Genomic DNA, 21,067 nt, shown 5'->3' with positions numbered 1-21,067 from the left:
CTTTAAGCTAAATAGCCAATTAATTTTAAATCAGGTTTTCTGCCTTCAGCACATCCAAAATCAAAGGATAGGTATTTTTGATCTTGCCCTGAATGCCCAAGGGATTGACCCAAACAGCGCTGGTGATGCCTTCGTCTTTTTGCGGCACGAGTTTAGGTGCGCCTTTTACCCACATTTTATACCAGCTGGTACGTTTAAGGATCAGCTTATTGCCTAACTCATAAACGTGATAGGTTTTGCAAAGCCGTTCATCGCGCCTTTCTATTTTAACGCCACATTCTTCTTCTACTTCCCTTACGGCTGCAGTTTTGATTTTTTCTTCTTTTTCTACCTTTCCCTTTGGCAAATCCCACTTTTTATTTCTGAAAATAAATAAAAATTCGCCGTTGGCATTCTCTACCAATCCGCCAGCCGCCTTGATTATGGTTAGCTTTTTCTTGATGGACTGAAAAAGTTCCTTCGGCCTTTTGCTGATCAGTACATAGTTTTTCTGCTTGCTCAGTTTGAGGTTTCTATAAAATGTTGGAAAATCAAAATACTCTGTATCAAGCTGTTGTATTTTATCTATTTGTCTGGGTACAGTATCTGCAATAAACAAGGTGTTATCGTTGATATAAATTCTGTATTTTTGGGCCATGTATAATAAAAGTGATATTGAATTAAAGGTAGCTGAATTTTTATTACAAATTAAAGCAATTAAATTACAACCTAATAATCCATTTACATGGGCCTCGGGTTGGAAATCTCCTATTTATTGCGATAACAGAATTACATTGTCGCATCCTGCTGTTAGAACCTACATCCGCCAAAAGCTTGCGCAACTGATTCAAGAAGAATATGGTGCAGTTGACGTGATTGCAGGTGTGGCTACTGCCGGAATTCCGCAAGGTGTTTTGGTTGCCCAAGAGCTGGGCCTTCCTTTCATCTATGTACGTTCTAAAGCCAAAGAACATGGCACTGGAAGTTTGATTGAGGGCGAAATTATTGAAGGCCAACGCGTAGTAGTTATCGAAGATTTGATTTCTACTGGCAAAAGCAGCCTGCAGGCTGTAGAGGCGTTGCGTGCTGCCGGTTTGTCGGTAGCAGGTTTAGTGGCTATTTTCACTTATGGATTTGACCAGGCCGACCAAAATTTTGCCGATGCCAAATGCCGTTATTCCACCTTATCTAACTATCCTACGTTGATCAGCTATGCAGCCGAGCACGGTTTCATTGCCCAAAACGAAATCAATTTATTGAACAAATGGCGCGAAACCCCGGCAACCTGGGGCAAAGACATTGCCATTGACGCAGAATAACAAATTTGGTACGATTTTCGAGACCTCAAAGAAAAACATACTTATGACCATTATTGAAAGTACCGTTGAACTAGATTTGCCTATAGACAAGGTTTATAATTTTTTGGAAGATTTGAACAATCACCAACAGTTAATGCCCGAAAACATCTATAATTGGTCGTCTACAGCCGATGAAGCGAGTTTTACCATCCAAAACATGGCAAAATTAGCCATCAAAATTTCTAACCGCATCCCTAACAGCGAAATTGTGGCTGTTCCTTCAGAAAAAGCACCTTTTGATGTAGAACTGAAGTGGACAGTAGCACCCAATGCAAATGGGGGCACGACAGCCAAACACATCATTTCGGCCGATTTGAACATGATGATGAAAATGTTGGCCGCCGGTCCGTTGCAAAAACTGGCAGACCACCAAACCAAAAGACTAAAAGAAGTGCTGGGCTAATAGCCAAGCCTAAATAAGCTTAAAAGCCCCTCGATTTTTGAGGGGCTTTTTTTATTTTACCGTTAAGCTGTAGCGCTTTCTTACCAGTTGTCCGTTCAAGGCTACACCCTCTAAAGTAACCAGGTATTTGCCCGCTTCGTCGGCGGTAAAAAACTTGAGGCTGGCATTGCCCTTTTCGTCGGTAATCAAATCGGGCTTCCAGTAAATGGTCGACCTCAGGTCGGCCATTTCCCTATGCTGGCCAGGCACATCGTAGGCCGGCGCATAAAATTCCTTGGTTAGGGTATAGCCGGTTTTTAGCCTGCTTAAACCCAAAGCTGGTTTTGCTTTGGCCCTCCAATCGGTGGTAAAAAAGACAATTCCATAAGCTGAGCTCATGATGTTGGTGAGGCCCTTATATTGCGGGCCATCCACTACTGCATCAATAGGTTCTTGCAAATTCAGTCCTATGCCTGATGAATAAGCGCCGGCCCTAATAATCTGTATGCCGGCCAAAGTACTCGGGTCAATCATGGTGGCGTCTTTAATTGGCCTTCCGTCTAACAGCAGCAACATAGGCCCCTCGGTACCTTTTCTGCGGCCGTAAATGATATTGCTTCTCACCGTTATCCCAGCCATGCCCGTAAAAAAGTTGAGCACATTGGTGGAAGACTGGAGCTTATCTGGGGTAATGGTATAATCTGGCGGACTGATGGTCGGAAGTGCTGATTTATAGATAGGCGGATTTCTGGATGTCTTGATTTCTACCGGCTTGAGCAAAATGCGCCCATTAATTAAACCATATTTGCCCATTTCGCCAAACCTTTGCTGCGCGGCAGCGAGGTAGCTTACAAATACGGCATCTTTTGCGTCATCGGTTCTAGGCGCAGTCACACTAGCGAATCCTACCCTGTTATCGATCAAGATCTGCGCATTATTGCGGTCTTTGGCATTTTTAGCGCGCAAAATAACCGTGGTACTATCCGGAAAAACCAAATCGTCGAACACAAAACGCCCATTGGCATCGGCTACTGTATCGATCAGCAGCAGGGTGCTCGGCACAAACAGGTTGATCTTGCCATAAGGAATGGGCTTATTGCTGAGGTTAACAATGGTACCGTGAATGGCAAAACTGGACTCGGCATTAAACTTGAAATGGGCTTGGCCTTCTGGCTGCATCACATCGCTCCATTTAAACCTGCGCCAGCCCTGGGTAAGCATCAGCAGGTCAAGGTCTCTGATCTTGGCCGCATCGATGGCTGTAAAATAATAGTTGGGTTTTTCTATGTTTCCCTTTAAATCGGAGGTCAGCAACAGGTTAGACAAAATGGTGGTCTCGTTATCTTCTACCTGGTTCACTTTGTCTTGGTTTACCACCGATACCGAGAAGCTGCCCACTTCTCCTTTCGCCTGGGTATCTTCAACATGCAACGCAAGGTTAACTTGTTCTCTTTTGCCATAGCTTGCTTTGGGCGTACTCACCTTAACATTAAGGCTATCATTCCGATGTATAAATACCAACCGCTCTGCCATGGGAGACATATTGGCTGTAAAAAGCGTGAACTGCACAATGCCTTCAGAAAACATGTTTTTAGGCAACTTGGAAGAAACCGACTCCTTATCCATCTTGATCTTGGCGGTGTATTTGATCATGCCGTTTGATTGGGCTACCACAACCACCTCCCTATCTTGGACCAACGCTGGCGAGCAATTGATGCGCAATAGCAAGTTTTCATCGTCCAGGTGGTTCATGTTCAGGACATAGCCAGTAGCCATGGCCGGTGGCAACCGAAAGCGTTTCTGCTCGCCGTCTTTCACAATAACCGCCTGATATTGTTGCCCTGCCACTGGCATAAACGCAAAAAGTCCCATGCCCAAATGTGTTGTATTGATGGCCGCTACTTTTTTGCCATCATTATCTTCTACATAGCCTTCAACTGCCGTACCCATTCCGCTTTCGTTAATCGCTTTGAAAGCCACTTTTGAACGGATTCCGTCGACCAAATTTCCGCCTTCCGGAAAAAACTGCAGGTCGATTGTTTTGGCTTGGCTTACTACTGCAACAGTTTTGGTTACTTTAATGACGTCGTTTTTGTTAAACACCGTATTGAGCAACAGTTTGTTAAGCGTATAGTCCTTTTTAAGGTTATAATTTACCGTAATTGTACCTTTGCTGTCGGTTCTTCCCGTACCGCTAAACAATTTATCGTCTCCGTAAACCAGGTTATAGCTCACTTCCTTATTGATTTCGGGCTCGTTGTCAAAATTGGAATAGCTGAGCGTAGCCTTTAATACGGTGCCGTTTGAGCTTGGGTTCAGCTCAAATTTGGTATCAACCATTACTTTGTCGTGAAGGGCATCGCCAATATTGATTTCTTTCCTGAACAAAAAGGCATCGTCAAAATTGCGCATCCAATTGGTGTATGCTCTTAGTTGATAGGTTCCAGCCCTAAACGTGGTATCAGAAAGATCGATATGGCCATTGCTCAACCCGTTTTCCAAAGGAAGCACTTGTGTTTTTTTAACCTTTCCTCGCTCATCAATGATGTCTACATAAAGCACCTTGCTCAAAAGCGACAGTTTATTCTCTTCGGCATTCACCACATAGGCACTGAACCAGATGTCTTCTCCGATGCTGTAATAAGGTTTATCCAGGTGCAGATGCACTTTTTCTTGCGGATTCCTGTTGGTATACTGTTCAAGCTTTTCGATAAAGGAGTTTAACGGCCCGTCGTCTTTGAGCAAAAAGCCAGACAGCGCGATAAAAGCAGCGGCAACAAATACCTGCAGCAAGAGACGCTTTTTCATATCGTTAATAGTTAAGCACTTCAATATAAGATTTTTAATCTAAATTCTTAGTTGTTCGGGATAATCTACCTGTCAAACATAAATTTTAATACCTTAGTTGTAAATTAAACCTACTGTCATGTCGTCAAGATTCCTCCGTACTCTCCTGCTGCTTACTTTTCTCGGCTTTATGGCCAACGCTTATGCACAACCGTTTGCCGCAACTGCGCTAAAAACAGAATACCTGATTAATCCGATTGGGTTAGACAATCCCAATCCACGTTTTACCTGGCAAATGGCCGACACCAGAACCGGCGCCAAACAAACGGCCTTCAGGTTAATGCTAGGTACCGACTCCTTGGCTTTGGCACAAGGTAAAGCCAATACCTGGACTACCGGGTGGTTACAAACCAACGCACAGCTCAAATCTTATTCGGGCCCGCAACTAAAACCTTTTACTAAGTATTATTGGCGGGTTGATATTGCCGACCAGCACCAGAAGAAATCAGGTGCTGCAAAAATAGCCAGCTTCGAAATGGGCATGATGAACCCTAAAAACTGGCAAGGTGCCTGGATTGCCGACAATGAGCAGATCAAGCTTAAACCCGCCCCCTATTTCAGGAAGGTTTTCGAGACCAAAAAGCAAATCAGATCGGCCAGGGCCTACATTGTGGCTGCAGGCTTATACGAACTTTCATTAAATGGCGAGAAGGTGGGCAACCATAGGCTCGACCCGATGTACACGCGTTTCGACCGGAGGAATTTATACGTAACCTACGATGTAACCCCACAGCTTCGGCAAGGAAAAAATGCCATTGGCGTGTTGCTAGGCAACGGCTGGTACAATCATCAATCAACCGCGGTATGGTATTTTGACCGTGCGCCCTGGCGCAACAGGCCTACGTTTTGCCTGGATTTAAGGATTACCTATACCGATGGCAGCGTAGAAACCATCAAATCGGGCAAAGACTGGAAAACCGACCTCAGCCCTATCATTTTCAACAGCATCTATACCGCCGAACATTACGATTCGCGTTTGGAACAAGCGGGTTGGAATACTGTTGGTTTCGACGACAATAAATGGAAAAACGTCATTTTCCGGTCTGCACCCTCCTCGCAAATTGTGGCCCAAGCCATGCATCCGGTACGCAACGTAGAAGAAATCAAGGCCATCAGTCTCAAAAAACTGGACGATACCACTTATGTTTTCGATTTGGGTCGCAATATTTCGGGCGTAAGCAAAATTAAACTGCATGGCCCTGCCGGCACCATAGTTAAGCTCAAACATGGCGAAAGGCTTTACCCAAACGGACATGTAGATTTGTCTAACATCGATGTGCATTACCGGCCTACCGACGATAAAGACCCGTTTCAAACCGATATCCTCATTTTAAACGGCAAAGGCGAGCAAAGCTTTATGCCCCATTTCAATTACAAGGGTTTTCAATATGTGGAAGTTACCAGCAATGCCCCTATCCAATTGGCCAAAGAAGATTTGGTAGGCTATTTTATGCACAGCGACGTACCCGTGGCAGGGAGCATCAAAGCCAGCGACCCTTTGATCGAAAAGCTACAGTTTGCCACCAACAACTCTTACCTCTCCAATCTTTTTGGCTACCCGACCGATTGTCCGCAACGCGAGAAAAACGGCTGGACAGGGGATGCGCAAATTGCCATAGAAACTGGATTGTACGGCTTTGACGGCATTACCATTTACGAAAAATGGCTGGCCGACCACCGCGATGAACAACAGCCCAATGGGATTTTACCCTCCATTATCCCCACCGATGGTTGGGGCTACGAATGGGGCAACGGGCCCGATTGGACGAGTACCATTGCCATTATCCCCTGGAACATTTACCTGTTTTACGGCGACCCCAAAATCCTGCACGACAACTACGAAAATATCCGCCGTTATGTAAACCACATCAACGAAACTTATCCCAGTGGCCTAACCACCTGGGGCTTGGGCGATTGGGTGCCTGTAAAATCCGTATCGCCTGTTGAGCTGACTTCTACCTGCTATTACTACGCCGATGCGCTGATTTTGGCCAAAACGGCAAAAATTCTGGGCAAAACTGCCGATTACCAGTATTATTCGAACCTCGCGCGCAAAATTAAAAACGCCTTTAATGCCAAATACCTCAACCAAACTACAGGCTTGTATGGGTCAGGGCTGCAAACCGAACTGAGCGTACCTTTATTTTGGGGCTTGGTTCCCGACAACCTGAAGCACCGCGTGGCCGAAAACCTGGCCAAACGCGTAGCTGCAGACAACTTCCACCTTGATGTGGGTCTGTTAGGTACGAAAGCCATCCTATCGGCCTTGAGCGACAACGGCTTTGGCGAGGTGGCCTATAAATTGGCCAGTCAGCGAACCTTTCCGAGCTGGGGCTGGTGGATTGAAAACGGAGCCACTACCCTGTACGAAAACTGGAATATCCAATCGAAAAATGATATCTCGCTCAACCACATCATGTTTGGCGAAATTGGTGCTTGGTGGTATAAATCGCTTGGGGGCATTAAACCCGACGAAACGCAACCGGGCTTTAAGCATATTTTGTTGCGGCCACAGGTGGTTGAGGGCTTGGAAAGCTTTGAGGCCACGCACCGTGGTCCTTATGGCCAAATCGTATCGGGATGGGAGAAAAAAGGGCAACTGCTCACCTATCATTTTGTGGTCCCGGCCAATGCAACGGCAAGCGTCGATATTCCGGTAGCTATAACACAAACAGTCTACCTAAACGGCAAACCCATCAAAGCGCAACCCATCAGGCTTCCGGCCGGAAATCATCGCCTAGAACTTCGGTAAATTACAAAACAAGACATTTTTTCAGGATAAATCATTAACTTACAGACAATTAGTCAACAAACCCCAAAACATAGCGACAAAATTTCCGATTGGTGAAGCAAAACGGCAGTGGCATTTGTTTTGATTTAAAAGAAACATGAACTTCAACAACTTTACCATTAAAGCACAAGAGGCCATTCAAAAGGCTTCCGAAATAGCACAAGGCAATCAACAGCAAGCTATCGAAACAGCACACCTGTTAAAAGGTCTGCTATCGGTTGATGAAAACGTGGTTTCTTATGTTTTAAAGAAACTGAATGTGAACCTTAACGTGTTGGAACAAAACCTCAACACCGCTATAGAAAAATTACCAAAGGTTTCTGGTGGCGATATTTACCTGTCGTCAGGAGCCAACTCGGCCCTGCAAAAAGCCCAGTCGTACCTCAAAGAGTTTAAAGACGAGTTTGTGGCCGTAGAACATATTTTATTGGGTATTTTGGCTGTTAACGACTCTACTTCCAAACTATTGAAAGATCAGGGCGTAACCGAAAAAGACCTTAAAAAGGCCATTACCGAATTGCGTGGCGACAGTCGGGTAACCGACCAAAATGCCGAAGCCACTTACCAGGCTTTGAGCAAATACGCCCGCAACCTGAATGAGTATGCCGAAAGCGGCAAGCTCGATCCGGTAATTGGCCGCGACGAAGAAATCAGGCGTGTAATCCAAATTCTTTCGCGCCGTACCAAAAACAACCCTATCCTGATTGGCGAACCCGGTGTTGGTAAAACTGCCATTGCCGAAGGCATTGCCTTTAGGATCATTAAAGGCGACGTGCCCGAAAACCTGAAATCGAAAACCGTATTCTCTTTAGATATGGGTGCCTTGATTGCAGGTGCCAAATACAAAGGCGAATTTGAGGAACGTTTAAAAGCCGTTGTGAAAGAAGTAACACAAAGCGATGGCGATATCATTTTGTTTATCGACGAAATTCACACCTTGGTTGGCGCAGGTGGCGGCGAAGGCGCTATGGATGCCGCCAACATCTTGAAACCAGCCTTGGCGCGTGGCGAACTGCGTGCCATTGGTGCAACTACGCTCGACGAGTACCAAAAATACCTCGAAAAAGACAAGGCTTTGGAGCGTCGTTTTCAAAAAGTAATGGTAGAAGAGCCTGATACCCAGGATGCCATTTCTATTTTGCGTGGCTTAAAAGAACGTTACGAAACCCACCACAAGGTAAGGATCAAAGACGAAGCCATTATTGCCGCAGTAGAAATGTCGCAACGCTACATTGCCGATAGGTTCTTGCCCGACAAGGCCATCGACCTGATGGATGAGGCGGCTTCTAAACTGCGTATGGAAATGGACAGCGTACCTGAGCACGTAGATGCCTTAGACCGCGAAATTATGCGCCTGGAAATTGAACGTGAAGCCATTAAACGCGAAAAAGACGATAAAAAAGTAAAAGAGCTTTCAGCAGAAATCGCCAATCTTTCGGCCGAACGCGACGAGTTTAAAGCCAAATGGCAAGGCGAAAAAGATTTGGTGGACGCGGTAAACAATCAGATTGAGCAGATTGAGCAGTACAAGCTGGAAGCCGAACAGGCCGAACGCGCCGGCGATTATGGCCGCGTAGCCGAAATCCGTTATGGCAAAATCAAAGAGGCACAAGATAAGGTTGAAAAACTCAAAGCCGATTTGGAAAGCCAGCAAAGCGACAGCAGAATGCTGAAAGAAGAGGTTACTGCCGATGATATTGCAGGCGTGGTGGCCCGTTGGACCGGCATTCCGGTTACCAAATTGGTAGCCAGCGAACGCGAAAAACTATTGCACCTGGAAGATGAGCTGCACAAACGCGTAGCTGGTCAGGAAGAAGCCATTGAGGCCATTTCTGATGCCATCCGCCGTTCGCGTGCCGGTTTGCAGGACAAACGCAAGCCTATCGGATCGTTCATTTTTCTGGGTACCACCGGTGTAGGTAAAACCGAGTTGGCCAAAGCCTTGGCCGAGTTCCTGTTCAACGACGAAAATGCCATGACCAGGATAGACATGAGCGAGTATCAGGAAAGACATGCGGTTTCGCGATTGATCGGAGCGCCTCCGGGCTATGTAGGCTACGATGAAGGTGGACAGCTAACCGAAGCAGTAAGGCGCAAACCTTATTCGGTGGTATTGCTCGATGAGATTGAAAAAGCGCATCCAGATGTATTCAACATCTTGTTGCAGGTACTTGACGATGGTCGTTTAACCGACAACAAAGGCCGTGTGGTAAACTTCAAGAATACCATTATCATCATGACTTCAAATATTGGTTCGCACCTGATCCAGGATAATTTTAAGAACCTTAATGATGAAAACCGTGATGAGGTGATTGCCAAAACCAAAAGTGAATTGTTTGAGCTTTTGAAGCAAACCATCCGTCCGGAGTTTTTGAACCGTATCGACGAGCTGATCATGTTTACGCCACTCAACAGAACCGAAATCAGGGATATTGTGGCTCTACAGTTCAAACAGGTGCAAAAAACCTTGGCCGAAATGGGTATTACCCTCGAGGCCAGCGAAGAAGCCCTCGATTGGTTGGCGGAGTTGGGCTACGACCCTCAATTTGGCGCCAGACCGTTAAAACGTGTCATCCAAAAAAGGATATTAAACGAATTGTCTAAATCTATTTTGGCTGGAACGGTTGACAAGGAAAGCAAAATCAAACTCGACATGTTCGACCATAAGTTTGTTTTCTTAAACGAAAAAGCGAGCTAAAAGCCTCCACATATTTTAAAATCAAGCCCTTCGGGAAAAATCTCGCGAAGGGCTTTTTCATGGGCTGAACTTTCGAAATTTTAAAAATTTCACAGGTCTGCTTCGCAATAGTTTTGCTCAACTTGCTTATCAAGAACACCAGCAAAGGCATTCTCTTGGGGTTTAAAGCCATCGTTGGTCTTCTCCGCCAGCGACTTTGCTAAGTTGCCGGGCAACCCGCACGCTTTGGTTGGTATTATTCAGTTCAAGCCAAAAATCCGGTCGCTGTCGTTGGTATTCTTCACCAACGGCATTACCAGGTTTTGCAGCCATTTGTGGTCTTCATCAAAAAATCATAAACGATTTTGTATTTTAGCTTCATACCTAGCCTGCTAGTCCATGACCAAACATAGCCGTTTTCTCCTATCTTTTATCTTGTTCTTGATCAGTTTATCGGGCCAGGCCCAACAAGCCAAATACAAGGAAATGGTACAGTACGACAGCGTGCGCAAATCAGTACCCAGAGAAAAATTGTACATGCAGCTTGACAAGCCGGTTTATGCCATGGGCGATACCATCTGGTTTAAAGGTTACCTGATCAATGCCAGTCTGCTTAATTATTCTACAACCAGCGCCTTGATTTATGCAGACATCATCGATAAAAAAGGACAGGTGATCCAAACCGTGAGCCTGCCTACGCAATATGGCTTAACCTGGGCTGGTTTTGCCGTCAACCCCAACAAATACGAACCCGGCATCTACACCTTTAGAGCCTACACCAACTGGATGCAGAATTTTGGCGACACTTTTCTGTTTAAAAAGGAAATCCAGATTTTGGATATCGCCGAGCCCCAACCAGCCAGTCCGAGCACGGCAACGGCAAAAGCGCAAAATGTAAGGAGCAATGCCACAAACAGCAACAAAAAACCGCTAATCGACCTGCAGTTTTTGCCCGAAGGTGGCACTTGGATTGCCGAGCGTCAACAAAAGCTGGCCTTTAAGGCGCTCAACATTAATGGCAAGGGCACAACTGTAGAGGGCGACATTGTAGATTCCAAGCAACAAAAGGTGGCCTCATTCGAATCGAACAGCATGGGGATGGGCTATTTTGATTTTACGCCCAAAGCCGGCGAAACTTATGTGGCCAATTACAGATCGGCCATTGGCAACGGCAACCAGCCCTTGCCTAAAACACAGCCCAATGGCATTACGCTCAGGTTAAACAACAACCTGAATAGCGATTCGATCAGTATTTCTATTCTTTCAGACCTGCCCAACCAAGAACTTACCATTTTAGGCCAATCGAGAGGCGTATTGTGTTTCCTGGCTAAAATCAAACCCAATTCTAACTACAAAATTGTTCGGGTGCCCAAAAACATCTTCCCTACTGGGGTTTGCCAGATTTTGGTGCAAAACGAACAGCAGCAAACGCTGAACGAACGCAATTTCTTCATCAATCACCACGATGAGCTTAAGGTACAAATGACCACAGCCAATCAAAGTTTTGCGGTGAGAGACAGCATCCCAATCCACCTTCAAATAACCGACCAAAGTGGCAAGCCCATTGCAGGTTCTTTTTCTTTAGCTGTTACTGACGACGGGCAGGTAAAAAAAGACAGCTTAAACGACCAGAATATCTTAAATTACCTGCTGCTGAGCTCCGACCTGAAAGGCGAAATCGAAAATCCAGGCCATTACTTCAATGTATCAAACCCGCAGCAGCAGGAAGAACTCGATGCGTTGATGCTTACCCAAGGCTGGGTGAGTTACCAGTGGGACCTGAACAAAAAGCCAACATTTAAGGCCGAAAGCGAATTTACGGTAAGCGGCAAAGTCACCAACATTACCAATAAGCCCATTGCCAAAGGAAAGATCACCCTGCTGAGCACCCGCAAAGGCTTTATGATTATGGACACGGTAACCAACGACAAGGGAGAATTTGTGTTCAGGAATTTTCCGGCGATGGATAGCCTGTCTTTTTTGATCCAGGCGCTCAATGCCAAAGGCAACCGGGGTACTTTAGGCATAGAAATGAACGAATTTAAACGACCGCCCATTACCGTTGCAGCTCCAATCGTACCCCTTGCAACAATGTCAGAAGCCACGGATAGCGTAACCAAGCAAATGGTGACGAGCCAAAGACAGGCCTCTACCTACCGTGGTGGCGGCATTGGCTTGCGCGAGGTTAAAATAACTGGCAAAAAAGTAGTCAAAAGCTCCAAAAACCTGAATGGACCAGGCGAGGCAGACCAAACCTTGTCTGAAGCCGATTTGGAGAAACTGAATAAAAAATCGCTACTCAATGTATTGGAAGAGAATGTAAAAGGCTTTAGGATGGGTTACAGGCGCAAAACCAACATTAAAGAATTTATGGTAAACTTTGCCCTTGTAAAACTGGTTATCGATGGGGTTGATGTAGATTTTTTCTACTCGCCCTCTGATTGGCCCATTACCGATGCACATTACCAACACCTCAAATACTACCTCGACTATTATACAGCCGAAGATGTGCAAGGCATAGAGATTATGAAGCATGCCCGAAACGCAGGTCGATACCGCATGGAGTTTTTAAATCCGATGGATGAAACGGAATATGCCTTTATAGAAATAACCACCAAAACCGGCTCAGGTCCCTTTCTCAAAAAAGCCGCCAACATGTATATCTATAAGCCTCTGCCCTATGGCGACAACAAGATTTTCTATAGTCCGAAATATACTGCAGCCAACAAAGCTACCCATACCCCCGACCTCCGGTCTACCTTGTATTGGATGCCAAACCTGGTAACCAATAAAAACGGCGAAGCCAACGCCCACTTTTTTGCCAGCGACCGCAAAGGCACTTATACCGCATGGCTGGAAGGCACCGATACCGAAGGGAATTTTGGCTTTAAGGCCATTAAAATCACGGTCAAATAACCTTTGGCCAAATCGTATCGCATTATAGCTTAGTGGATAAATGCTAAAGCCATGTTGAAAATTTTTAACCTGACTTACAAGCAGTTAAAGATTAAACAACTACATCTATAGTTGTTTTTCGTTTTTTATGCCTAAACTTGGTTAACACAAAAACACACAAATGAAACCTCAATTATTCATCCTGGCCGCGCTATGCCTTATGGCCTGTGGCGCAAACGCGCAAACAGAAAAAGGAAAAAGCTTTATCAATGGTTCAATTGGATTTACTTCCAATAAAAACAACCAAATCGTTTCCACTAGTCCAACTTTTAGCACCGAACAAAAAGCAGAGGCTTTTAACATCATGCCGCGTTTCGGCTATTTTGTAGCCGATAACCTGACCATTGGTCTCGGAGCTGGCTATGTTCATAGCAAATCGACGGTTAATACAGTAAATACCGCTTCTTCTGCTATTATTTTGGCTACGCAAACGGGTAAGCAACATGTCTTCAGTATCGAACCTTTTGTAAGAAAATATGTTGATGTGGCTGATAAATTTAAATTTTTTGGCGAGTTTAACCTTGGCGTTGGTTTTGGCAAAGCGATTAACCGTTCTGTTTATAGCGCGCCGATAAATTCCAGCTCGGAAGACAATTACAAACTAACTTCTTATGGTGCGGCCCTATCACCAGGCTTTGCCTTTTTTCCATCCAAAAAATGGGCTATCGAATTTAGCTTCCCATTGGCCAGCTACCGCAAAACAAAACCTAAAGACGTATCAAACGGGTTGAGCATCCCAACTACCGAAACGTTCTCTTTTGCAACCGACTCATTCAATCCGAGCATCGGTTTTAATTTTCATTTTTGATTACTCTGTATAAAAAACCCCTCAGTTTAGCAATAAACGAGGGGTTAATCATATACTTCCGTAATTTCTATTTCATGCTCTTGGCCCTAATGGCCTTAAATTCAGAGCCTTCTTTCCATCCCGGAAAGGTACTTTCGTTGCTGAGGCGATAGCCCACCTCAAATAACAATCTCAAATCGGCCACCATACCCGAAAAATCCCATTTAGCTGGTTCAAAATTATCTGCAGGCGCATGGTAACGGTTTTTGGTATAATCTTCTTGCTGGGCCTTGCCCCAAGCTTCACCGTGCTTTACATTGTTAATGCCATTGCCGGTATACAATGCCGGAATACCCACTTTGGCAAAATTGAAGTGGTCTGACCTGAAATACGAGCCTGCTGAAGGATTAGGATCTTTGGCTACTACACGCTCCTGCTTTTTGGCTGCTTCGGCCAAGTAATCTTCCAATTCTGACTGGCCATAGCCCACTACAACAATATCTTTGGTCATCCCCGAAGCCTCCATGGCATCGATGTTGATATCGGCAACCGTTTTGTTTACTGGAACCAAAGGATGCGAAGCATAATACTCTGAACCCAGCAAGCCCTGTTCCTCGCCTGTTAAGGCAATAAATAAAATAGAACGCTCAGGCTGGTGCTTGGCTTTTTTAAAGGCATCGGCCAAGAGCAGCAAAGCCGCTGTTCCGGTGGCATTGTCAACCGCGCCGTTATAAATCGAATCGCCGTTAATGGCTTCGCCCTTGCCCAGGTGATCCCAATGGCCCGAATAGATCAAGTATTCGTTGGCTCTTTTGGTGCCCGGCAAAACTGCCACCACATTGTTGGAAACCGATTTTTTGATGGCATTGTTAATGGTTAGCGACACTTTGAGCCCCAAATCAACCGGTTTAAAGCCAGGTTTCCCAGCCTGTTTCATCAAATCTTCCGATTTGCCGGCCATTTTAAACAGGTCCTTGGCTACCTCTTGGGTAATCCAGCCTTCCATTAAAGCCCTCGAACGGTTATTGTCTTTGGAGTCCAAATACAGTTTCGATTTAGACCAGCCGCTTCTCACTACGCTCCAAGGATAGCTTGCCGGTGCCGTGTCGTGGATGATGATGATCCCAGTAGCGCCTTGACGGGCCGCCTCTTCAAACTTGTAAGTCCAACGGCCGTAATAAGTCATGGTTTTGCCCTTAAACAAAGTCGAGTCTGAAAAACCCGGATCGTTTACCAATACCACAACGGTTTTGCCCTTCACATCCAGGCCTTCGTAGTCGTTCCATTTGTACTCTGGTGCCACAATGCCATAGCCGGCAAAAACCATCTCGGAGTTCTCAACTTTCACCTGATTGGTTACATGGCGGGTGGCGGCCACAAAATCGTCGAGGTATTTAAGGCTCAGGCTTCCTGTAGCTCCTTTAATGGCCATGGCTCCGGCTGGGGTCGATTTGATATCAACCATCGGCACCTGCTGAAAATAGCTGTTGCCATTGCCCGGTTTCAGGCCCAGTTTTTCGAATTCACCTTTCAGGTAATTGATGGTTTTGGTTTCTCCGGCGGTAAATGGCTTGCGCCCTTCAAAATCGTCGGAAGCCAGCACGGCGATGTGTTTGGCGAAGGCAGAATCGTTAATGGCTTTTAGCGATGCGGAATCGGCTTCTACGCCTGCCGATTTTTGACCTGACGATTGGCAGGAGGCTAAAGCTAGCATGCCCACCGACAGTACGAGTAATTGTTTTTTCATTTGTTTAGCGGGTTTAGGAATACCTAAAATAAGGTTTTAAAACAAATAAGCCTCGAATTTTCGAGGCTTATTTGTTGCTGATGTTATTGCTTGCGTTCTATTTCCCTGTCCATTTCGGTAATGTTTACGTTTACAGACTGCGAAAAATCGTTGAGCAGGTAATTGTTAAAATAATCGGCCAAGCGCCAGAACATGTATTCGGTCATGTCGCCAAAACCGTGGCGCTGCCCCGGAACAATCATAAAGTCGAACCTTTTGCCAGCCCTGATCAAGGCATTGGCTACACGGATAGAGTTGGCTGGATGTACGTTGTTGTCGATATCGCCATGCATGAGCAATAAATGGCCTTTCAGGTTTTTAGCCAGGTCAGGATTTTTGTCGATCGAATATTTGAAAGTGGTATCGCCTTTGGCCGACACGATCTCTTTTACGCCATGGTGCTTTTCGCTCCACCAGCGGTTGTAGATGCTATTGTCATGGTTACCCGCCGCAGATACAGCTACCTTAAAGAAATCTGGATAAACCAACATGGCCGCGGTTGACATGAAACCACCCCCCGAGTGACCGGTAATACCTACCCTGTTAGCATCGATGAACGAATATTTATCGGCCAGTTGCTCAATAGCTGCTTTTTTATCGGCCAAACCATAATCGCGCAGGTTGCCATAGCCATAAGTATGGTACCATTTAGAACGCGCCGGATTGCCACCACGGTTACCCACGGTAATGACAATGTAGCCCAGTTGCGCCAAACGGTCAACACGGTCCATGGCACGGCCAAACGATTTGTTTACCGCCTCGGTTTGAGGGCCCGGATAAACGTACTCGATAATCGGGTATTTCTTGTTTGGATCGAAATTGAAAGGCTTGTACATGACGCCATACAAATCGGTAATGCCATCGTCGGCTTTCACCTTGAAAGGTTCAGGAAACTTGTAGCCGGTAGCCATCAGCAAAGATAGGTCGGCAGTTTCCAAGTCCATCACCTTATTGCCTTCGTTATCCAGCAAAACAGATTTAGGAACGGTATTGACACGCGAGAAATTATCTACTAGGAATTTGTTCTCGTCGTTCATGTTTACTTGATGGTCAAAATCGCCGCTGTTCAGCAATTTCATTCCTGTACCATCAAAATTGATGCGGTACAGGTGCAGGTAATAAGGGTCTTCCTTCGCTTCGCGACCATTGGCCGTAAAATAAAGCACGCGGTTTTTCTGGTCGATGTTAACGATGCCTTCGCAGTGGAAAGATCCCGAAGTAATTTGATTTTTCAATTTACCATTGCCATCAAACAGGTAGAAATGCCCCCAGCCGTCGCGTTCGCTCCAGTGGATAATTTCTTTGCCTCCATCAATTAATCCTGGGCGTTGTACCTCTACATAAGTATTAAAACGCTCTTCGATGAGGGTAGTTACCTTACCGGTATTGATATCAATGGTACAGATATCGATGCGTTTCAAATCCCTGCTGGTACGGGCAAAATAAAACTTGCTGTTATCGCCTAGCCAAATAGACGGACGGAACTCATTGTCGCGGTCTTTGTTTAGCGATTCTTTGCCCCAAGCCGAAATGCTTTGGTCTTTAAAGGCGGTAGTATTGATGGTTTTGTAGGTTTTCTTTGCAAAATCGAACAATACAAACTCGTCAATCGGCGCTTCTTTCTCGCCTGGCATCTGGTATTTGTAAGTTTCTAAGGTTGGGCGACCAGCCGAAACGCTGTTGATTACCCAAAGGTCTTTAACCTGACGCGAATCGGTTCTGTCGAGCACAAAATATTTAGAATCTGGCGACCACAATACATAAGCTCCACGTCTTTTCTTGTTGTTTTTGATGTTTTCTTCGTTGTTTTCGCCATCGCCGTCGCTACCGTACGAATAGAACTTCACACCATCTTTGGTCAATTGGTGCTCTACAATAGTGCTGTCTTCTTCGTTCTTAACCGCTTTTTTGTAGTTCTCTTTATCCATCCAATACAGGTTATAGTTGCGCGAGAAAATAATGGCCGAAGAATCGGGTGCTACCGAACCCCATGACGGCTTGGCCTTAGGCTTTTGGAAGTTTGGGATTTCGGTCAGTTTTTGACTGGCCAGTTCGTAGTTGAAAGAATAGATTTTCTTTTGTATCGAATCGGCTGCTTTTTTGTCTTTTCTGTCGGGTTTTACCTCATCGGTAGTGCTTCTCACTTCGAAAGTGATGCTTTTTTCGTCTTTGGCAAACTTGAGGTTTTCGATAGGCAAGTGCTGCGCATCAAAAGGATCGCGGATAATCATGGTAATCTGTGCGGCCATTTTGGCCGGGTCGAACAGCATTTTTTTGCTTCTGGCCGCTGGTTCAACAATATACCATTGCTTGCCGTTTGGCGTTTCATACTGATACCAAAAACGGTTGCTCAACTTGAGCCAATGTGGATCTACCGCTGTCGAGTAAATAATTTTTCTCAACTTATTTGGCGAGAAACGGGCAGCGGCTTGATAGTTTGCTCGTTCAGGAGCTGGAGTAGTTTCTGTTAGCGATATGGTTTTGGTTTGTGCAAAAGCCTGTACGCCAAACAAGGAAACAAAAAACAAAAAGAAGTAAAGTTTTTTCATTACATAGTTGATTGATAAATTGAAGCGCCTAATTTATTTAAAATGTACTGTTGGCCATAGTTTTAATTGTAAAAAAGATAGGAAAATTGGGATTCGCCTATTTTTCTGCTACCAATCATCTATTTTTATCCACACCCGAAAAATTTTGCCTTCAAATCCCCCTTGTTTTCATAGTTTTGTAACATAAATATTAACCATGAGAAAAACTTTCTTATCACTTTTGGCCGCTTCGCTGATTTTAGTCCTAGGCTGCCAATCCAAATCGCAACCAAGCGCTACCCAGGCTGGAGGCGATAGTACCGCAAATGCACAGGCAACAAGCCCTGCTGCAGCTACTACACCTCAAACAGCAAGTGGCAACATCAAAGTAGCCGATGCTAAAACCATCTTGGCACGTAAACAAGTGCCTATTTTGTGTTACCACCAGGTTCGTAACTGGAAGCCAACCGATGGAAAAGTAGGCAAAGACTATATTGTAGAAATCCAAAACTTTAAAGACCAGATCAAAATGCTGGCCGACAGCGGTTACCATACCATTTTGCCAGACCAACTTTACGCCTACCTCAATACTGGCGCACCCCTGCCTAGCAAGCCCATCATGCTTACTTTTGACGATACCGACCTCGACCAATTTACGGTTGTTCGTCCAACCTTGCAGAAATACGGCTACAAGGCAGTTTATTTTATCATGACCGTTTCTATTGGCAAAAAGGGAAAATTTGTTGATTACATGAGCGCCGACCAGATTAAGCAATTGGCAGCAGAAGGCAACGTGATCGGAAGCCATACCTATGACCACAAGAACTTTAAAAAATATGCGGGCAAAGACTGGGAAGAACAGCTAGACAAGCCTACTAAAAAACTGGAGGAGATTACCGGCAAGAAAATGACGGAGTTTGCCTATCCATTTGGCTTGTGGAACGCAGAAGGCATTCCGGAGCTTAAAAAGCGTGGTTTCAGAATGGCTTTTCAGTTAGCTACCAAACGCGACGAGAAAGATCCATTATTCACCATCAGAAGGATTATTGCCAGTGGCTATTGGAGCCCTAAAACATTAAGCAACAGCATTAAGAATAGTTTCTAACAAAAAAGCCGGCGATTAGCCGGCTTTTTTGTTAGAGTACTTCGCTGATTTTATATTGCTTTCCGTTAAAATCGACCATATCCCCTTTTTGTTTGCCTAAAAACAATTTGCCAATGGGCGAGGCTACCGAAATGGCAAAATAAGCCGTTTGATCAAGTTGTAATTGTCCGGCACTGATGCTCAAGTAAAAATTGCCTTGGTCGGTGAAGACCAAACTGCCGTTTCTTACCTGCATTGTTGGTGCCAGCTCCTTCATCAGTTCCAAACCTTTCAGTTGCTCCTCTGCATCGCTCAGCAGGCGCATGTTGCGCTCGATATCCTGTTGCGCCATTTCCCTACTGGTTTCGAACTTATCGCCGGCACTGCTCTTGGTGTCGTCGTTGCTGGCCTCTCTTGCCTGTTGCAAGGCGGTTTTGGCTGTTTCAATACGTTTTTCTACAAAAGCTAAACACAGTTGATATAATGAGGTTTTGATATTCATGTCCAGATTAAGTTGTAAAGTTAGAAGGTTGAAAAGTTGAAAGACCGGAAAGTTAAAATGTTTGGTTAGCCCGAATAGTGCTCATTCGCAATCGCCTTAGCACTAACTCCAATAGCACTATTGACCACGGACTAACCAACTCCCTAGCCTTCGATCCAGGTTACTTTTTCGGCCATTGGCGTTCTGTTGGCCTCGCGTACTTCTTCGTTGTGGTAGCCCATGTAAAACAGGCCATAGCATTTTTCGTTTGGTGCTAATCCCAAAAACTCGTCCAAATGCTCGATCAATGGTGGCGAACTCCAGTAAGCGCCTACATTTAGGGCTTCGGCAGTTAAGGCAATATTTTGTACGGCACAAGCTGTGGCGGCTATTTCTTCCCAAGCGGGCAATTTATCTGGGCTAAACTGGATATTGATGGCCAGGATACAAGAGGCCTGCGAGGTTTTTTCGCCGAAACTGTCGAATTTTTTCTGTAAAAACTTCTCTGCCGGAACACCCGCCTGATAAAGCTGGCCCAAGGTTTCGCCCAATTTGGCCTTTCCTTCTTTTCTGATTACAGTAAAACGCCAAGGCTGGGTCAATTTATGGGTCGGTGCATAATTGGCGCTTTCCAAAATCTGCTCGATTACTTCGGTTGGGATTTCTTTATTGGTATAGCTTGCCGGAAAAATGCTCCGTCTATTTTTGATAACTTTTGATAGAATTTCGTATGTATTGTTCATGGGTCCAAAAATAGGCATTTCGAAACTGCGATTTATCTTTGTATTGTTAATTGTTCAACCAAACCCGCAAACCGGCTACCGAATAATGACCTATCTGCTATAGGCGCCAGGCTTCACCTTTAACTGTTTCCTGATCTGTTTTGCTTTGGCAAAAAAGGCAATGCTTTCTTTATTCACCAGGCAATCCATCGTTTGGAGCAATTCGTCCCTGATCCAATCTTGCCTGGCGCTTAAATTGGCCAGAATATTTAACATATGCGATTTGATGGCAACCGGAACTTCCTCGTCGATAAGCCAGGCAAACGAAGTTTCGACCAAAGCATCCAAAGGATGTTGTGCTAGTACCTCTTTAATGGCTTGAGGTGCATTTCTCTTGGTCATGAGGGCCAGTATCTTGCCATAATGCCTCCTGCAAGAAAGATTATCCTGCGTGGCAAAACGGTTTAAAAAATAGGCTGCCGCGGGTAAAAAATCTGCCGGCCGGCTAACGTAAACATTTTCCAATATCCAAGCCGCCCTGAACGAAACTTTATCGTCGCTATCAAAAGTAAGGTCGACAAGGTCTTTCACTGGGATATGGTGCCTGTCTCTTATACACATCTGTCGCTGCCGACGAACCACGACATGGGGAGTGAGGGGGGGGGGGGGGGGGGGGGGGGAGGGGGGGGG

At 45.3% G+C, this 21,067-nt stretch carries 14 protein-coding genes; 7 read left to right on the top strand and 7 right to left on the bottom strand.

From position 1 onward, the window contains the following. Positions 1-25: 25 nt before the first annotated feature. Positions 26-637 (bottom strand): NUDIX hydrolase, encoded by a 612-nt coding sequence (locus tag JHD69_RS07905; protein WP_199139080.1) that lies wholly within the window; start codon positions 635-637, stop codon positions 26-28. Between JHD69_RS07905 and pyrE the strand changes: the two genes are divergently transcribed. Both pyrE and JHD69_RS07895 read left to right on the top strand, forming a co-directional pair. After that, positions 636-1,298 carry an orotate phosphoribosyltransferase gene (gene pyrE / locus JHD69_RS07900; RefSeq protein WP_233165778.1) on the top strand — a complete coding sequence of 221 codons (663 nt, stop codon included), beginning with the start codon at positions 636-638 and terminating at the stop codon, positions 1,296-1,298. The genes JHD69_RS07905 and pyrE overlap by 2 nt on opposite strands. Positions 1,299-1,341: 43 nt before the next feature. Then, on the top strand, positions 1,342-1,740 hold the full coding sequence (locus JHD69_RS07895; RefSeq protein ID WP_199139078.1) for an SRPBCC family protein: 399 nt from the start codon (positions 1,342-1,344) through the stop codon (positions 1,738-1,740). 51 nt (positions 1,741-1,791) lie between these two features. Here the strand turns inward: JHD69_RS07895 and JHD69_RS07890 are convergent, their stop codons facing one another. Next, a complete protein-coding gene (locus tag JHD69_RS07890; protein WP_199139076.1) occupies positions 1,792-4,527 on the bottom strand; it encodes a carboxypeptidase-like regulatory domain-containing protein in 2,736 nt (911 codons plus the stop codon). A 118-nt stretch (positions 4,528-4,645) separates the two neighbouring features. Between JHD69_RS07890 and JHD69_RS07885 the strand changes: the two genes are divergently transcribed. The 4 genes from JHD69_RS07885 to JHD69_RS07870 all read left to right on the top strand — a co-directional run bounded on the left by JHD69_RS07885 (position 4,646) and on the right by JHD69_RS07870 (position 13,797). Beyond that, on the top strand, positions 4,646-7,318 hold the full coding sequence (locus JHD69_RS07885; RefSeq protein ID WP_199139074.1) for an alpha-L-rhamnosidase: 2,673 nt from the start codon (positions 4,646-4,648) through the stop codon (positions 7,316-7,318). Between the two features lie 136 nt (positions 7,319-7,454). Then, positions 7,455-10,055 carry an ATP-dependent chaperone ClpB gene (clpB, locus tag JHD69_RS07880; protein ID WP_199139072.1) on the top strand — a complete coding sequence of 867 codons (2,601 nt, stop codon included), beginning with the start codon at positions 7,455-7,457 and terminating at the stop codon, positions 10,053-10,055. Positions 10,056-10,433: 378 nt separating this feature from the next. Then, positions 10,434-12,950, top strand: coding sequence for a hypothetical protein (locus JHD69_RS07875; RefSeq protein WP_199139070.1), 2,517 nt, complete (start codon positions 10,434-10,436; stop codon positions 12,948-12,950). 160 nt (positions 12,951-13,110) lie between these two features. Beyond that, the gene (locus JHD69_RS07870) at positions 13,111-13,797 is read left to right on the top strand and encodes an autotransporter outer membrane beta-barrel domain-containing protein (RefSeq protein ID WP_199139068.1); all 687 of its coding nucleotides are present in this window, start codon (positions 13,111-13,113) and stop codon (positions 13,795-13,797) included. A 67-nt stretch (positions 13,798-13,864) separates the two neighbouring features. On the opposite strand, the gene JHD69_RS07865 is transcribed toward JHD69_RS07870, so the two are convergent. Further along, on the bottom strand, positions 13,865-15,523 hold the full coding sequence (locus tag JHD69_RS07865) for a M28 family metallopeptidase (protein WP_199139066.1): 1,659 nt from the start codon (positions 15,521-15,523) through the stop codon (positions 13,865-13,867). A gap of 83 nt (positions 15,524-15,606) precedes the next feature. Next, a complete protein-coding gene (locus tag JHD69_RS07860; RefSeq protein WP_199139064.1) occupies positions 15,607-18,111 on the bottom strand; it encodes a S9 family peptidase in 2,505 nt (834 codons plus the stop codon). 196 nt (positions 18,112-18,307) lie between these two features. Here JHD69_RS07860 and JHD69_RS07855 point away from each other — a divergent pair, with 196 nt between their 5' ends. Continuing rightward, complete coding sequence (locus tag JHD69_RS07855) at positions 18,308-19,195, top strand: polysaccharide deacetylase family protein (protein ID WP_199139062.1); 888 nt, start codon at positions 18,308-18,310, stop codon at positions 19,193-19,195. 31 nt (positions 19,196-19,226) lie between these two features. On the opposite strand, the gene JHD69_RS07850 is transcribed toward JHD69_RS07855, so the two are convergent. The 3 genes from JHD69_RS07850 to JHD69_RS07840 form a co-directional block, all read right to left on the bottom strand. Then, positions 19,227-19,676: a 3-oxoacyl-ACP synthase gene (locus JHD69_RS07850; protein ID WP_199139060.1), complete on the bottom strand. Its 450-nt coding sequence runs from the start codon at positions 19,674-19,676 to the stop codon at positions 19,227-19,229. Between the two features lie 143 nt (positions 19,677-19,819). Next, positions 19,820-20,398, bottom strand: coding sequence for a nitroreductase family protein (locus JHD69_RS07845; RefSeq protein ID WP_199139057.1), 579 nt, complete (start codon positions 20,396-20,398; stop codon positions 19,820-19,822). A 90-nt stretch (positions 20,399-20,488) separates the two neighbouring features. Next, on the bottom strand, positions 20,489-21,067 hold a 579-nt coding region (locus JHD69_RS07840), incomplete at its 5' end, for a hypothetical protein (RefSeq protein ID WP_199139055.1).

It is taken from the genome of Pedobacter sp. ASV12 (genome assembly GCF_016429155.1).
In the GTDB taxonomy this organism is placed as follows: domain Bacteria; phylum Bacteroidota; class Bacteroidia; order Sphingobacteriales; family Sphingobacteriaceae; genus Pedobacter.
This window is presented reverse-complemented; position numbering and strand designations above follow the sequence as displayed.